At 59.4% G+C, this 16,238-nt stretch carries 13 protein-coding genes; 10 read left to right on the top strand and 3 right to left on the bottom strand.

Going from position 1 to position 16,238, the window contains the following annotated elements:
• Positions 1 to 39: 39 nt before the first annotated feature.
• On the bottom strand, positions 40 to 2,310 hold the full coding sequence (gene clpA, locus AC0IYH_RS05145) for an ATP-dependent Clp protease ATP-binding subunit ClpA (RefSeq protein ID WP_116629771.1): 2,271 nt from the start codon (positions 2,308 to 2,310) through the stop codon (positions 40 to 42).
• Positions 2,311 to 2,339: 29 nt separating this feature from the next.
• Positions 2,340 to 2,708, bottom strand: coding sequence for an ATP-dependent Clp protease adapter ClpS (gene clpS / locus AC0IYH_RS05150; protein ID WP_101271708.1), 369 nt, complete (start codon positions 2,706 to 2,708; stop codon positions 2,340 to 2,342).
• 226 nt (positions 2,709 to 2,934) lie between these two features.
• Here clpS and cspD point away from each other — a divergent pair, with 226 nt between their 5' ends.
• Positions 2,935 to 3,243, top strand: a complete 309-nt coding sequence (cspD, locus tag AC0IYH_RS05155; RefSeq protein WP_471833136.1) for a cold shock domain-containing protein CspD — start codon at positions 2,935 to 2,937, stop codon at positions 3,241 to 3,243.
• Positions 3,244 to 3,322: 79 nt separating this feature from the next.
• On the opposite strand, the gene icd is transcribed toward cspD, so the two are convergent.
• Positions 3,323 to 4,579, bottom strand: coding sequence for an NADP-dependent isocitrate dehydrogenase (icd, locus tag AC0IYH_RS05160; RefSeq protein WP_116629862.1), 1,257 nt, complete (start codon positions 4,577 to 4,579; stop codon positions 3,323 to 3,325).
• A gap of 494 nt (positions 4,580 to 5,073) precedes the next feature.
• Here icd and AC0IYH_RS05165 point away from each other — a divergent pair, with 494 nt between their 5' ends.
• From AC0IYH_RS05165 to aceA, 9 genes are all read left to right on the top strand, one after another.
• The gene (locus AC0IYH_RS05165) at positions 5,074 to 7,299 is read left to right on the top strand and encodes an NADP-dependent isocitrate dehydrogenase (RefSeq protein WP_471833137.1); all 2,226 of its coding nucleotides are present in this window, start codon (positions 5,074 to 5,076) and stop codon (positions 7,297 to 7,299) included.
• Between the two features lie 217 nt (positions 7,300 to 7,516).
• A complete protein-coding gene (locus tag AC0IYH_RS05170) occupies positions 7,517 to 7,963 on the top strand; it encodes an NUDIX hydrolase (RefSeq protein ID WP_122771672.1) in 447 nt (148 codons plus the stop codon).
• 59 nt (positions 7,964 to 8,022) lie between these two features.
• Positions 8,023 to 9,147 (top strand): tRNA 2-thiouridine(34) synthase MnmA, encoded by a 1,125-nt coding sequence (mnmA, locus tag AC0IYH_RS05175; RefSeq protein ID WP_471833138.1) that lies wholly within the window; start codon positions 8,023 to 8,025, stop codon positions 9,145 to 9,147.
• A complete protein-coding gene (gene hflD / locus AC0IYH_RS05180; protein WP_058425015.1) occupies positions 9,144 to 9,767 on the top strand; it encodes a high frequency lysogenization protein HflD in 624 nt (207 codons plus the stop codon). The genes mnmA and hflD overlap by 4 nt, the downstream gene beginning before the upstream one ends.
• A 124-nt stretch (positions 9,768 to 9,891) precedes the next feature.
• A complete protein-coding gene (purB, locus tag AC0IYH_RS05185) occupies positions 9,892 to 11,262 on the top strand; it encodes an adenylosuccinate lyase (RefSeq protein WP_116629775.1) in 1,371 nt (456 codons plus the stop codon).
• Between the two features lie 84 nt (positions 11,263 to 11,346).
• Positions 11,347 to 12,513 carry a cupin domain-containing protein gene (locus tag AC0IYH_RS05190; RefSeq protein ID WP_116629776.1) on the top strand — a complete coding sequence of 389 codons (1,167 nt, stop codon included), beginning with the start codon at positions 11,347 to 11,349 and terminating at the stop codon, positions 12,511 to 12,513.
• Positions 12,506 to 12,928: a GNAT family N-acetyltransferase gene (locus AC0IYH_RS05195; RefSeq protein ID WP_101271725.1), complete on the top strand. Its 423-nt coding sequence runs from the start codon at positions 12,506 to 12,508 to the stop codon at positions 12,926 to 12,928. The genes AC0IYH_RS05190 and AC0IYH_RS05195 overlap by 8 nt, the downstream gene beginning before the upstream one ends.
• Positions 12,929 to 13,145: 217 nt before the next feature.
• A complete protein-coding gene (locus AC0IYH_RS05200) occupies positions 13,146 to 13,883 on the top strand; it encodes a secretin N-terminal domain-containing protein (protein ID WP_116629777.1) in 738 nt (245 codons plus the stop codon).
• 493 nt (positions 13,884 to 14,376) lie between these two features.
• Complete coding sequence (aceA, locus tag AC0IYH_RS05205) at positions 14,377 to 15,702, top strand: isocitrate lyase (protein ID WP_010458877.1); 1,326 nt, start codon at positions 14,377 to 14,379, stop codon at positions 15,700 to 15,702.
• Positions 15,703 to 16,238: the final 536 nt, after the last annotated feature.

Below are 16,238 nucleotides of genomic sequence, written 5' to 3' on the forward strand. Positions count from 1 at the left end.
GGGGGCAAGCCCCCTCCCACATTTTTTTACAGCTATTAATCAGGCCATTTCTGCCGTGGTTTCGAACTCGAAGGTCAGCTCGCCATCCTTCAGGTCGATATGCACCACGCCACCATGGTCGGACAGCTCGCCAAACAGGATCTCTTCGGCCAATGGCCGCTTGATCTTGTCCTGGATCAGACGCGCCATCGGGCGTGCGCCCATTGCCGCATCGTAGCCACCTTCGGCCAGCCAACTGCGTGCCGCGTCCGTTACTTCCAGCTGTACGCGCTTGTCTTCCAACTGCGCCTGAAGCTCGGTAAGGAACTTGTCCACCACGCTTTTGATGACCTCATGGCTGAGGCGACCAAACTGGATAATGGTGTCCAGGCGATTACGAAACTCCGGCGTAAAGCTCTTCTTGATCACTTCCATGGCATCGGAAGAGTGATCCTGATGGCTGAAGCCGATCGAGGCCCGCGCGGCCGTTTCGGCACCGGCGTTGGTGGTCATGATCACGATCACGTTGCGGAAGTCCGCTTTGCGCCCGTTGTTGTCGGTCAGGGTGCCGTGGTCCATCACCTGCAACAGCAGGTTGAAGACTTCCGGGTGGGCCTTCTCGATTTCATCGAGCAGCAATACGCAGTGCGGCTGCTTGGTGATCGCCTCGGTCAGCAGACCGCCCTGGTCGAAACCGACATAACCCGGCGGCGCACCGATCAGGCGCGACACGGTGTGACGCTCCATGTACTCCGACATGTCGAAACGCACCAGCTCAATGCCCATGGCCTTGGCCAACTGCCGCGCCGCTTCGGTCTTGCCGACGCCGGTAGGGCCTGCGAACAGGAACGAACCGACGGGCTTGTCCGGCGACTTGAGGCCCGCACGCGACAATTTGATCGCGGTGGACAGCGCGTCGATGGCCGCATCCTGACCGAACACGGTCAACTTGAGATCACGCTCCAGGTTACGCAGCAGTTCCTTATCGGAACTGTTGACGTGCTTAGGCGGAATCCGCGCAATCTTCGCCACGATGTCCTCGACTTGAGGCACGTCAATGCGCTTCACACGCTTCTCGACCGGCTGCAGCCGCTGGTAGGCACCCGCCTCGTCGATCACGTCGATGGCCTTGTCCGGCATGTGTCGATCATTGATGTAGCGCGACGCCAGCTCGGCAGCTGAACGCAGGGCCTCATCGGTGTACTCGATGCCGTGGTGCGCCTCGAAGCGCCCCTTGAGCCCGCGCAGGATGCCGATGGTGTCTTCAACCGAAGGCTCGGACACGTCGACCTTCTGGAAACGGCGCGCCAGGGCACGGTCTTTTTCAAAGATGCCGCGAAATTCCTGGAACGTGGTCGAACCGATGCAACGGATATCACCCGAGGATAGCAACGGCTTGAGCAGGTTGGAGGCGTCCATCACCCCACCGGACGCCGCACCGGCGCCAATGATGGTGTGAATTTCGTCGATAAACAAAATGGCCTGCGGGCGTTTTTTCAGCTCGCCGAGCAACGCTTTGAAGCGCTTCTCGAAATCGCCACGGTACTTGGTCCCGGCGAGCAAGGCGCCCAGGTCAAGGGAATAGACGACGCTGCTGGCCAGCAGGTCAGGCACCTGGTTGTCCACGATGCGCTTGGCCAGGCCTTCGGCAATCGCGGTTTTACCCACGCCCGCCTCACCCACCAGCAACGGGTTGTTCTTGCGACGACGCGCGAGGATCTGCGCTACGCGCTCAACCTCAAGCTCACGCCCCACCAGCGGATCGATCCGCCCCTGGCGCGCCAGCTCGTTAAGGTTACTGGCATAGGCATCCAGTGGATTGCCCGAAGAAGAAGACTCACCGCCCTCTTCATCCTGCATATCCTGCTCCCCTTCCGAATGATCGCCGTGCCCCGGCACCTTGGAAATACCGTGGGCGATGTAATTGACCACATCAATACGGGCAACGCTCTGCTGCTTGAGCAGGAACACGGCCTGGCTTTCCTGTTCGCTGAAGATCGCCACAAGCACATTGGCGCCTGTGACCTCACGCTTGCCGGAGCTCTGTACGTGGAAAACAGCACGCTGCAATACCCGCTGGAAGCCCAGGGTTGGCTGGGTTTCGCGGTCCTCGTCATGCACGGGGATCAGTGGCGTGGTGGAGTCGATAAACTCCTGCAGGTCATGCTTGAGTTTGTCGAGGTTGGCGCCGCACGCTCGTAGAACGGTGGCGGCAGCTTCGTTATCCAAAAGTGCCAGCAGCAGGTGCTCGACGGTCATGAACTCATGACGCTTCGAACGGGCCTCCTTGAAGGCAAGATTGAGGGTGACTTCGAGCTCGCGGTTTAACATAGCTTCACCTCATACCCAAGTGGTCGGCGTTAACCGTCCTTCTCGATTTCACAGAGTAGCGGATGCTGGCTTTCCCTGGCGTACTGGTTGACCTGCATGGCCTTTGTCTCGGCGATGTCGCGGGTAAACACTCCACATACTGCACGTCCTTCTGTGTGAACGGCCAGCATTACCTTGGTCGCCAACTCGCGGTTCAGGTTAAAAAACACCTCGAGTACTTCGACCACGAAATCCATCGGTGTGTAGTCATCATTGAACAAAACCACCTTGTACATCGGCGGCGCCTGTAAAGCAGGCTTGGCCTCCTGAACAGCAATGCCTGCAGAACCGTCGTCATCGTGTTCGTGATCCGGTCGATCCTGATTGAATGTTAGTCGAATCTGGCTGTTTGCATGCATGGAAAGAATGGTTCGTCAGTGGTTCAAATACGGTGATGGGGGCGACCTGTCAGATTTTCAATCTCTGACCGTCTGGTCGCCTTGACTATCGGCGAAACGGTGTTACAACCAATAGAACCCACAGTGGGTAAAAAAGGTCCGCGCAGTCAACCTTAATTTATTCGGGTTAGGACGGATAAACTGGATGATACTCCAGTGATGGAGTCTGGTGCAGAGGGATATGGGTATGTCTGGCGTCAAGATCAGTGGCAAAGTCAAATGGTTCAATAATGCCAAGGGATATGGCTTTATTATTGAGGACGGGAAAACCGAAGACCTTTTTGCGCATTTTTCAGCAATCCAAATGGATGGATATAAAACGCTGAGAGCGGGCCAAGCGGTGGAGTTTGAAATCATTCAGGGCCCCAAGGGGCTGCATGCTGTCGCAATCTGTGCACCTAACGTGGCCGAAATCGGAAAAACCAACGAAGTGACACATGAAAAGAAGTCTGAGACAGATCACGCGCCCCATTCAAAAAAGAGCATCACGGCCTGATCAGCTTTCGAGCAAATACCACGCAAAAAAAACTGGCCATCCTGTTATCAGAATGGCCAGTTTTTTTATCGCGACCGACTCACATATGCGCGATCAGTGCATCACCAAAACCGGACGACGACACCAACGTCGCACCCTCCATCAGGCGCTCGAAGTCATAGGTCACGGTCTTGGCCGAAATCGCCCCATTGGTACCCTTGATAATCAGGTCCGCCGCTTCGACCCAGCCCATGTGGCGCAGCATCATTTCCGCCGACAAAATTAACGAGCCCGGGTTGACCTGATCCTTGCCCGCATATTTGGGTGCAGTGCCGTGGGTCGCCTCGAACATCGCCACGGTGTCGGACAGGTTGGCCCCCGGCGCAATCCCGATGCCACCCACCTCTGCCGCCAACGCGTCGGACAGGTAGTCACCGTTGAGGTTGAGGGTCGCGATCACGTCATATTCAGCCGGGCGCAGCAGGATCTGCTGGAGCATGGCATCGGCAATCGCATCTTTTACCACCACATTCCTGCCGGTCCTGGGGTTCTTGAATTGCATCCAGGGCCCGCCATCGAGCAAGGTCGCGCCGAACTCTTCAGCCGCCACTTCGTACGCCCACTCCTTGAAGGCACCCTCGGTGAACTTCATGATGTTGCCTTTGTGCACGATGGTCAGCGACTCGCGGTCGTTATCCACTACATATTGCAAGGCTTTGCGCGCCAAGCGCTTGGTGCCTTCTTTCGAGACCGGCTTGACGCCAATCCCGCAGTCCTGGTCGAAACGGATCTTGGTAACGCCCATTTCTTCTTTCAGGAACTTGATTACCTTGATCGCTTCCGGCGAGCCGGCTTTCCACTCGATCCCGGCGTAAATGTCTTCGGAGTTTTCACGGAAGATGGTCATGTCCACGTCGCCAGGCTTCTTGACCGGGCTGGGAACGCCTTCAAACCAGCGCACCGGACGCAGGCACACGTACAGGTCGAGTTGTTGGCGCAGGGCCACGTTCAGCGAACGGATGCCACCACCGACCGGGGTGGTCAGCGGGCCCTTGATGGACACTACGTAATCCTTGACTGCATCCAGGGTTTCCTGGGGCAGCCAGGTGTCCTGGTCGTAGACTTGAGTGGCCTTCTCGCCGGCATACACCTCCATCCAAGAGATTTTGCGCTTGCCGCCGTAGGCCTTTTCAACAGCTGCGTCGACCACCTTGATCATCACAGGGCTGATGTCGACGCCAATACCGTCACCTTCGATGTAGGGGATGATCGGTTGGTCAGGAACATTGAGAGAATGGTCTGCATTGACGGTGATTTTGTCGCCGACTGCCGGAACCTGAATCTTCTTGTATCCCATGCTGAACTCCATCTATGGATTGAACATCTGGCTGCGTTCGAGCCTACTCCAGATAAATGGCGACTGAAACCTCACGCCATGCTCACTTGCATCGAAAACAGCATAATTTGTCGCCTACAAGCCTGAAAGCAAAGGCAAAATCGCCAATCTTGAGCACATCGTGCCGCTTCAGGCACAACCTTCTCACCTGCGACCTTTAGACCAATGGACGACACACCTTTTGTATGAAGGCTCGGCGTAAGCATAGCGACCTATGTATAATGCCGCCGCTGACCAAAGAGTCACGACGGCTGACCGCTCTAGACAGTAGCCTTCAGCCAGAAAGCAGGACTATTACAATAGTCCAAACGCTTGACGCTCGACTGATGCAACCCAACATCACCGCGAAGAAACCTCGACATTTCGCTCATGGATGACTTTGAACGAACGCGCTCCACCCGGCGCATCTCGAGTTTCCGCGCACGCTTTCAGCAAAGAAGAGAGTTAATCCGAATATGCCCACCCGCTCGAAGATCATCTACACCTTCACCGACGAAGCCCCAGCCCTCGCCACCTATTCACTGCTGCCTATCGTAGAGGCCTTCACCGCTTCCGCTGATATTGCCGTGGAAACCCGCGACATTTCCCTGGCCGCGCGCATCCTCGCAAGCTTCCCCGAGCAACTGGGCGCCAAGGCTATCCCGGACCACCTCGCCGAACTGGGCGACCTGGCCGTTACGCCTGAAGCCAACATCATCAAGCTGCCTAACATCAGCGCCTCGACCCCGCAGCTGCAAGCCGCGATCAAGGAACTGCAGGCCCAGGGCTACGCCCTGCCGGACTACCCGGAAACCGTAACCACCGACGCGGAAAAAGAAACCCGTGCACGTTATGACAAGGTCAAGGGCAGCGCCGTGAACCCGGTACTGCGCGAAGGCAACTCCGACCGCCGCGCACCGCTGTCGGTCAAGAACTATGCGCGCAAGCACCCGCACAAAATGGGCGCCTGGGCTGCAGACTCCAAGTCCCACATCGCTCACATGAGCAATGGCGACTTCTACGGCAGCGAAAAAGCTGTACAGATCGAAGCCGCTGATGCGGTCAAAATCGAGCTTATCGCTCAAGACGGCACCGCCACTGTCCTGAAGGAAAAGACTTCGGTTCAGGCCGGCGAAATCATCGACACCGCCGTACTGAGCAAAAAAGCCCTGCGCAGCTTCATCGCCGCTGAAATCGAAGACGCCAAGAAACAAGGCGTGCTGCTGTCGGTGCACCTGAAAGCCACCATGATGAAGGTCTCCGACCCGATCATGTTCGGCCAGATCGTTGCCGAGTTCTATAAAGACGCCCTGGCCAAGCACGCTACCGTGCTGGAACAGATCGGCTTTAACCTGAACAACGGCATCGGCGACCTGTACGCGCGCATCAAGGCCCTGCCGGCCGACCAGCAAGCGCAGATCGAAGCTGACATCCAGGCGGTCTACGCCGCTCGCCCATCGCTGGCGATGGTCAACTCCGACAAAGGCATCACCAACCTGCACGTGCCGAGCGACGTGATCGTCGACGCCTCGATGCCGGCCATGATCCGTGACTCCGGCAAGATGTGGGGCACCGATGGCCAGCTGCACGACACCAAGGCTGTGATCCCGGATCGCTGCTACGCCACCATCTACCAAGCGGTCATCGAAGACTGCAAGGCCAATGGCGCTTTCGACCCGACCACCATGGGCAGCGTGCCAAACGTTGGCCTGATGGCCAAGAAAGCCGAAGAGTACGGCTCCCACGACAAGACCTTCCAGATCAAGGCTGACGGCGTAGTACGCGTCACCGACAGCAAGGGCAACCTGCTGATGGAACAGAAAGTCGAAGCCGGCGACATCTTCCGCATGTGCCAGACCAAAGACGCGCCGATCCAGGACTGGGTCAAACTGGCCGTCAACCGTGCCCGCGCCAGCAACACCCCAGCCATTTTCTGGCTGGACCCACAGCGCGCTCACGACGGTGTAGTGGTCGAAAAAGTTCAGGCTTACCTGAAAGACCACAACACCGAGGGCCTGGACATCCGCATCATGTCGCCGGTCGACGCGATGAAGTTCACCCTGGAGCGCACCCGCAAGGGCCTGGACACCATCTCGGTGACCGGTAACGTACTGCGCGACTACCTGACCGACCTGTTCCCGATCATGGAGCTGGGCACCAGCGCCAAGATGCTGTCGATCGTACCGCTGATGAACGGCGGTGGCCTGTTCGAAACCGGCGCCGGCGGTTCGGCTCCCAAGCACGTACAGCAACTGGTTGAAGAGAACTTCCTGCGCTGGGATTCCCTGGGCGAGTTCCTGGCCCTGGCCGCTTCCCTTGAGCATTTGGGTGTTACTTACAACAACCCGAAAGCCCTGGTACTGTCCAAGACCCTGGACCAGGCCACCGGCCAGTTCCTCGACAACAACAAGTCGCCATCGCGCAAAGTCGGCAACATCGACAACCGCGGCAGCCACTTCTACCTGGCGCTGTACTGGGCTCAAGCCCTGGCCGCCCAGACCGAAGACACTGCACTGCAAGCGCAGTTCGGCGAACTGGCCAAGACCCTGACCGCGAACGAAGCAACCATCGTTGCCGAACTCAACGCCGTACAGGGCAAGCCCGTGGACATCGGCGGCTACTACGCGCCGAACCCGGAGCTGACCAGCAAAGCCATGCGCCCAAGCAACACCCTCAACGCGGCAATTGCCAAGTTGAAGTAAGGTTGTAAGGATGCAAAGAAGCCCCGGCCCCGTGCCGGGGTTTCTGTTTGCGAGATCCAACTGAAGAAACCAAATCAAAATGTGGGAGGGGCGGTGCGACGATTCGACTTGCCCCCGATGGCGGAGTGTCAGGCTCCAATGTACTGGCTGACATACTGCTATCGGGAGCAAGCCCCCTCCCACACTGACCGCGCCCCAACTTGAACCGAGGCATCCCATGACCTGGCAACCCCACATCACCGTCGCCACCATCGTCGAAGACAACGGTCGCTTCCTGATGGTCGAAGAGCTCAAGGGCGGCCGCGCCGTGCTCAACCAGCCCGCCGGCCACCTCGACCCGCACGAAACCCTCACCGAAGCCGCCGTGCGTGAAACCCTCGAAGAAACCGGCTGGGACGTCGAAGCCATCGGCATCGTCGGCCTCTACCTCTACACCGCCCCCAGCAATGGCGTGACCTACCAACGCGTGTGCTTTATCGCCAAAGCCCTGAAGCACCACCCGGACTATCAACTCGACGAAGGCATCCTCCGCGCCCGCTGGCTCACCCGCGAGGAGCTGATGGCCGTGCGCGATGACTGGCGCAGCGAGCTGATCATCCGCTGTATCGATGATTATCTGGCCGGCCAGCGGCACAGCCTCGAATTGATCCGCCCTTCTCTTTAGCCTTGAAGGCTTGAGCCTGATAGAATCGCGTCCTTTTTCAAGACACCCGTTGAAACCCTATGCGTGATCCAGCCCCTTCTGACACACAAAAGAAGCGCGTCATCGTCGGCATGTCCGGCGGCGTGGATTCTTCCGTTTCCGCCGTTCTGCTCATGGAGCAGGGTTATGAGGTGGAAGGCCTGTTCATGAAGAACTGGGAAGAAGACGATGGAACGGAATATTGCACCGCCATGGACGACCTGGCGGACGCCCAGGCCGTCTGCGACAAGATTGGCATCAAGCTGCACACCGCCAACTTTGCCGCCGAGTACTGGGACAACGTGTTCGAGCACTTCCTGGCCGAATACAAGGCCGGTCGCACGCCGAACCCGGACATCCTGTGTAACCGCGAGATCAAGTTCAAGGCGTTCCTCGACTACGCCATGATCCTCGGCGCCGACCTGATTGCAACCGGCCACTACGTGCGCCGTCGCGATATCGATGGCCGCACCGAACTGCTCAAGGGCCTGGATCCGAACAAGGACCAGAGCTACTTCCTGCACGCCGTCGGCGGCGAACAGATCGCCAAGACCCTGTTCCCGGTGGGAGAGCTGGAAAAACCCGAAGTGCGCCGGATCGCCGAGAAACACGGCCTGGCCACCGCCAAGAAAAAGGATTCCACCGGAATCTGCTTTATCGGCGAGCGCCGCTTCAGCGACTTCCTCAAGCAATACCTGCCGGCGCAACCGGGCGAAATCCATACCACTGAAGGTGAAGTGATCGGCCGCCACCACGGCCTGATGTACCACACCATCGGCCAGCGCCAGGGCCTGGGTATCGGCGGCCTGAAAGACGCTGGCGAAGAGCCGTGGTACGTGCTGGTCAAGGACCTGGAAAACAACGTGCTGATCGTCGGCCAGGGCAATGAACACCCGCTGCTGTTCTCCGGCGCGCTGCTGGCGTCGGAAATCTATTGGGTCAACCCGATCGACTTGAGCACTCCGCGCCGCCTGACCGCCAAGGTGCGCTATCGCCAGAGCGACCAGCCCTGCACCCTGGAAAAAACCGCCAGCGGCTACCGAGCAACGTTCGATGACCCGCAACGCGCAGTCACCCCCGGCCAGTCCGTGGTGTTCTATGACGGCGAAATCTGCCTGGGCGGCGGCGTGATTGAAGTCGCCGAGCCCTGGAGCAACCCGGCATGAGCCCGACCCAGGAGCAGTTGACGGCACTCGGCGGGGTGTTCCTCGCCGCCGTACTGGTGGACAAAATCGCCAAGACCGGCCAGGTCACCGAGGCGGGCCTGACCTGCATGCTCGGCAGCCTGCTGATCCGCGACCCCAAGGACACCCTGGAAGTCTACGGCGGCGACGACCTGGCGCTGCGTGAAGGTTACCGCGCGCTGATCGGCGCCCTGGAGCGCGACCCCAGCACCTTGCAGCGCGAACCGCTGCGCTACGCCCTGTCGATGCTCGGCCTTGAGCGTCAACTGGCCAAGCGCGAGGACATGCTAGAAGTCATAGGCAAGCGCCTGCCGCAAATTCAGTCCCAGGTAGAACACTTCGGCCCCGCCCACGAAAACGTGATCGCGGCCTGTGGTGCGCTGTACCAGGACACCTTGAGCACCTTGCGCCAGCGCATCCAGGTGCACGGCGACATGCGCAACCTGCAGCAACCGAACAATGCCTCGAAAATCCGCGCGCTGCTGCTGGCCGGTATTCGTTCGGCGCGGTTGTGGCGGCAGTTGGGCGGCCATCGCTGGCAACTGGTGATCAGCCGGCGCAAATTGCTCAAAGAGCTTTACCCGTTGATGCGTAACGAATAAGTCGCAGCAACCCGCTTTTTTATAGCCTCACGCGTAATACGCCGGTCAGTTGGCGACGGACCGGCGAATTTTTTCATGTATGATACGCGCCCCATTTCGTTGCCCGACTGTCCGAGAACACCCCATGCAGCTTTCTTCGCTCACTGCGGTTTCCCCTGTAGACGGCCGCTACGCCGGCAAAACCCAGGCCCTGCGCCCTATTTTCAGCGAATACGGCCTGATCCGTGCTCGTGTACTGGTTGAAGTGCGCTGGCTCCAGCGCCTGGCCGCTCACTCTGCCATCAGCGAAGTGCCGGCGTTTTCCGCCGAGGCCAACGCTGTATTGAACACCCTGGCGGAAAACTTTTCCCTGGAGCACGCCGAGCGTGTGAAAGAGATCGAGCGCACCACCAACCACGACGTCAAAGCCATTGAGTACCTGCTCAAAGAGCAAGCGGCCAAGCTGCCGGAACTGGCCCAGGTCAGCGAGTTCATCCACTTTGCCTGCACCAGCGAGGACATCAACAACCTGTCCCACGCCCTGATGCTGCGCGAAGGCCGCGATGACGTGATGCTGCCGCTGATGCGCCAGACCGCCGAAGCGATCCGCGAGCTGGCGATCCGTTTTGCTGCCGTACCGATGCTGTCGCGCACCCACGGCCAGCCGGCTTCGCCAACTACCCTGGGTAAAGAACTGGCCAACGTGGTGTACCGCCTGGAGCGCCAGATCGCCCAAGTCGCCGCCGTACCGCTGCTGGGCAAGATCAATGGCGCCGTCGGCAACTACAACGCACACATCTCCGCCTACCCGGAAATCGACTGGGAAGAAAACGCCCGCGCCTTCATCGAAGACGAGCTGGGCCTGGGCTTCAACCCGTACACCACGCAGATCGAACCGCACGACTACATCGCCGAACTGTTCGACGCCATTGCGCGCTTCAACACCATCCTGATCGACTTCGATCGCGATATCTGGGGCTACATCTCCCTGGGCTACTTCAAGCAGCGCACCATTGCCGGTGAAATCGGTTCGTCGACCATGCCGCACAAGGTCAACCCGATCGACTTCGAAAACTCCGAAGGCAACCTCGGCATCGCCAACGCCCTGTTCCAGCACCTGGCCAGCAAGTTGCCGATCTCCCGCTGGCAGCGCGACCTGACCGACTCCACCGTACTGCGCAACCTCGGCGTGGGCTTTGCTCACAGCGTGATCGCGTACGAAGCCAGCCTTAAAGGCATCAGCAAACTGGAACTCAACGAGCAGAAAATCGCCGCTGACCTGGACGCCTGCTGGGAAGTCCTGGCCGAGCCGATCCAGACCGTGATGCGTCGCTACAACATCGAAAACCCCTACGAGAAGCTGAAAGAATTGACGCGCGGCAAGGGCATCAGCCCGCAAGCACTGCAAACTTTCATCGACGGCCTGGACATGCCAGCCGCTGCCAAGGCCGAGCTGAAACTGCTCACCCCGGCCAACTACATCGGCAACGCCGTAGAGCAAGCCAAGCGCATCTGATCAGCGCAACCCCTCTTGAGACGCCCGGCCGCGCCGGGCGTTTTTATTCCAGTCTGAAAAGTGCTTTTTTTCAATAGGTTACACATGAATCCTGATATCCCTCTTCAACTTCTGGGCGGCATCACGGCGCGGGAATTCCTGCGCGACTACTGGCAGAAAAAACCGCTGCTGATCCGTCAGGCCATCCCTGATTTCGAAAGCCCGATCGACGCCGACGAACTCGCCGGCCTGGCCCTGGAAGAAGAAGTCGAATCGCGCCTGGTGATCGAGCACGGCGAGCGCCCATGGGAACTGCGTCGCGGCCCGTTCGCCGAAGACACCTTCAGCACCCTGCCCGAGCGCGAATGGACCCTGCTGGTGCAGGCCGTCGACCAGTTCGTGCCGGAAGTGGCCGAACTGCTGGAGCAATTTCGCTTCCTGCCAAGCTGGCGCATCGACGACGTGATGATCAGCTTCGCCGCACCCGGCGGCAGCGTGGGCCCGCACTTCGATAACTACGATGTGTTCCTGCTGCAAGCCCAAGGCAAGCGCAACTGGAAAATCGGCCAGATGTGCAGCTCCGAAAGCCCGCTGCTGCAGCACGCCGACCTGCGCATCCTCGCCGAATTCGAAGAAAGCGCCGAATGGGTGCTGGAACCGGGCGACATGCTCTACCTGCCGCCGCGCCTGGCGCACTTCGGGATTGCCGAAGACGACTGCATGACCTACTCGGTGGGCTTCCGCGCCCCGAGCGCCGCTGAAGTGCTGACCCACTTCACCGACTTCCTCAGCCAGTACCTGACCGACGAAGAACGCTACACCGACGCCGACGCACAGCCGGTCAGCGACCCGCACCAGATCCAGAGCGACGCCCTCGACCGCCTCAAGAGCCTGCTGGCCGAGCACATGAGCGACGAGCGCATGCTGCTGACCTGGTTCGGCCAGTTCATGACCGAGCCCCGCTACCCGGAACTGGTGGCCGGCGAGGAACTGGACGAGCAGGACTTTATCAGCCACCTGCAAGACGGCGCGATCCTGGTACGCAACCCGAGCGCACGGCTGGCGTGGTCCGAAGTCGACGACGACGTGCTGCTGTTCGCCAGCGGCCAGAGCCGTTACCTGCCGGGCAAGCTGCGCGAACTGCTTAAGCTGGTATGCGCGGCCGATTCCCTGCACGCCGAAAACCTCGGTGCATGGCTCGCGGACGAAGACGGTCGCGATCTGCTGTGCGAACTGGTCAAGCAAGGGAGCCTGGGGTTTGCCGATGAATAAGATTCACGTAAGTGTCGCGGACTGGCAAAAGGATATCGCTGAGATTCGGCGCATTCGTGAAGCGGTATTTATCGCTGAACAATCGGTCCCACCCGAGCTTGAGTGGGATGCGGACGACGCAGATGCCGTGCATTTCCTCGCCTTCGAGGGCGACTTTCCGATTGGCACCGCCCGCCTGCTGCCCAGCGGCGAGATCGGCCGCGTGTCGGTGCTCAAGGACTGGCGCGGGCTGAAGGTCGGCGACAAGCTGATGGAAGCGGTGATTGGCGTGGCCGAGCAACGTGGCCAAGCCAAGCAGTTCCTCAGTGCGCAGGTCTACGCGGCGCCGTTCTATGAGCGGCTGGGTTTCAAGATCGTCAGTGACGAGTTCCTTGAAGTCGGGATTCCGCATGTGGATATGGTGCGCGAGGGCTGATCCGGCACCGCGTCGCTGCCATCGGGGGCAAGCCCCCTCCCACATTTTGAGCCAGCATGCGGTCAGTGTGAGAGGGGGCTTGCCCACGATAGCTATCCCGGCAACACCCCAAAATGCCCTGCCTCGCCAGGGCATTTTGCCGTCTACGATTCAACTTGCGACCCGCCAGGCCGACAAACTGGCACTATCCAGCCTTTGACTCGCAGAGATAACGGACATGTCCCTACGCACCCTGCTCACCGCCCTCCTCCTGGCTGCCAGCGCATCGGCCATGGCCGACACCGAAGTCGTCAACCTGAGCAATCGCACCAGCGCCGACCTGCTGCCGGTGGCGCAGAATTTCATCGGCAAGGACGGCACCGTCAGCGCCTATGGCAACCAACTGATCGTTAACGCCGACCCCGGCAAGATCCAGGACCTGCGCGCCCTGCTCGCTCAACTGGACACACCGGCCAAACGCCTGCTGATCACCGTCGACACCAACGAAAACAACCAGCAGAACACCGGCAACAGCCAGACCCGCATCATCAGCTACGGCACCGCCAGCCGCGACGGCGGCATTCAACAGATCCAGGCCAGCGAAGGCGTGCCCGCGCTGATCCAGGTGGGCCAGAGCGTGCCGCTGACCACCACCCAGCCCGACGCCTATGGCCGCCCGCAAAACCAGACCCAGTACCGCAACGTGACCCAGGGCTTTTACGTGACCGCCAGCGTCACCGGCGAGACCGTCCACCTGGCGATCAGTACCAACCGTGACCGCATGAGCCAGGAACGTCCCGATGTAGTGAACGTGCAAAGCACCGACACAACCGTCAGCGGGCGCCTGGGCGAATGGATCCCCCTGGCCGGCATCAATCGCCAGACCCAGGCCGACAAATCCTCTGCAACCCGCAGCTACTCTACTCAGGGCCGCGATGACCTGACGCTGCGGGTCAAGGTCGACACTCTGAACTGAAGCACCAAAAACTGACTGACGAGTCGTCTTAGACTAAAGATGTAGTGCTTTAAAAAAAGCACTACAAAACATTTGACGATCCAAAAAAGCATGGGCATGATGGCCTCGCTCCCGCTAATCAGGGGCCCTGGCAAGGGCCTTCGGATCGCCGCTCCAAGCTACCCACCTGAGCCGATTCGTGTCTGTACCGCCCACAAGGCGTGTTTGACGAGGTTGCGACTGGAACGAAGTTGTCCCGAGGGACGGAAGCTAACCAGGTAACCCGGCAACACACTGATGGATCGTACCAAGGCCCACGACGCCCGAAGACTGTTCGCAGTTCGCCCTTACCTGCTCAACTCCCCTTGAGCCGATCGTTCATCCCGTCGCATTCCCCGCCAGACCCGACATGACCGCCTAAGCTTCTGGTCAGCGAGCAGCCCTGCCCACGCATTGAATGTGCGGCCGGCAAAACGGATGTTTTTCCAAACAAGAAGCGACGAGGTTTATTTCCATGGCACTGACACGCGAACAGCAAATTGCAGCCCTTGAGAAAGACTGGGCTGAAAACCCACGCTGGAAAGGCGTGACCCGCGCTTATTCCGCTGCTGACGTCGTCCGCCTGCGTGGCTCGGTTCAACCCGAGCACACCTTTGCAAAACTCGGCGCCGAGAAGCTGTGGAACCTGGTGACCCAGGGCGCCAAGCCTTCCTTCCGTCCCGACAAAGATTTCGTCAACTGCATGGGCGCCCTCACTGGCGGCCAGGCAGTTCAACAGGTAAAAGCCGGTATCCAGGCGATCTACCTGTCCGGCTGGCAAGTGGCTGCGGACAACAACTCCGCCGAATCCATGTACCCCGACCAATCGCTGTACCCGGTGGATTCGGTTCCAACCGTGGTCAAGCGCATCAACAACTCGTTCCGTCGTGCCGACCAGATCCAGTGGAAAGCCGGCAAAGGCCCGGGCGATGAAGGCTACATCGACTACTTCGCGCCGATCGTGGCCGACGCCGAAGCCGGTTTCGGCGGCGTACTGAACGCCTACGAGCTGATGAAGAGCATGATCGAGGCTGGCGCTGCCGGCGTGCACTTCGAAGACCAGCTGGCCTCGGTGAAGAAATGCGGCCACATGGGCGGCAAGGTACTGGTGCCGACCCAGGAAGCCGTGCAGAAGCTGACCGCTGCTCGCCTGGCCGCTGACGTTGCCGGTACGCCGACCATTATCCTGGCCCGTACCGACGCCAACGCTGCTGACCTGCTGACGTCGGACTGCGACCCGTACGACCAGCCATTCGTGACCGGCGAGCGTACCCAGGAAGGCTTCTATAAAGTCCGCGCCGGCCTCGACCAGGCCATCGCCCGCGGCCTGGCCTACGCGCCGTACGCCGACCTGATCTGGTGCGAAACCGCCAAGCCGGACCTGGACGAAGCCCGTCGCTTCGCCGAAGCGATCAAGAAGGAATACCCGGACCAGCTGCTGTCCTACAACTGCTCGCCTTCTTTCAACTGGAAGAAGAACCTGGACGACGCGACCATCGCCAAGTTCCAGCGCGAACTGTCGGCCATGGGCTACAAGCACCAGTTCATCACCCTGGCCGGCATCCACAACATGTGGCACAGCATGTTCAACCTGGCGCACGACTATGCCCGTAACGACATGACTGCCTACGTGAAGCTGCAAGAGCAGGAATTCGCTGACGCCTCCAAAGGCTACACCTTTGTGGCGCACCAGCAGGAAGTGGGCACCGGCTACTTCGACGACATGACCACCGTGATCCAGGGCGGCACCTCGTCCGTGACCGCGCTGACCGGTTCGACCGAAGAAGAGCAATTCCACTAAGCACCGCGTACACGGCCACTGCGGCCCCAAGGAAGACCTAACCGCAGTGCCGCACAACAATCACGCCCCGACTGGTTCGGGGCGTTTTTTTTGGCTCCCTGAAACACCACATTGGAATGCATGCAGCCTCAGGATTTCACGCAAAACATTGACCCAGAGCGGTATCCCCGCAATTCAAATCGGTTAAAAGATCCCCACCCACAACTAAGCAGCAATCAACCAAGTAACGGCAACTTCCCCCGCCACACGAGAAACATTCGCTTAAACCTCACGCAAACAATAGTCATTATCATTTAGCCAATGAAAACTTCGTTACTGACCAAACAAAACTTAATTGTTCAAAAGCCCGCTAATGCCCACCCCACAAGGGCTACAGCCCCAAGAAGGTGCACTATGTGCTTATTCCGCCAAATAATTTCGCTATAGGAATTTTACTTGCCCGGTGTTTAGCCATAAAATCACCGCGATTGATTGCAGTGCGACATATCGTCACTGCATCGTTACTTTTTCGAGCTCAGAGACCTTTGCTCTCTGTT

It is taken from the genome of Pseudomonas sp. AC463 (genome assembly GCF_979253585.1).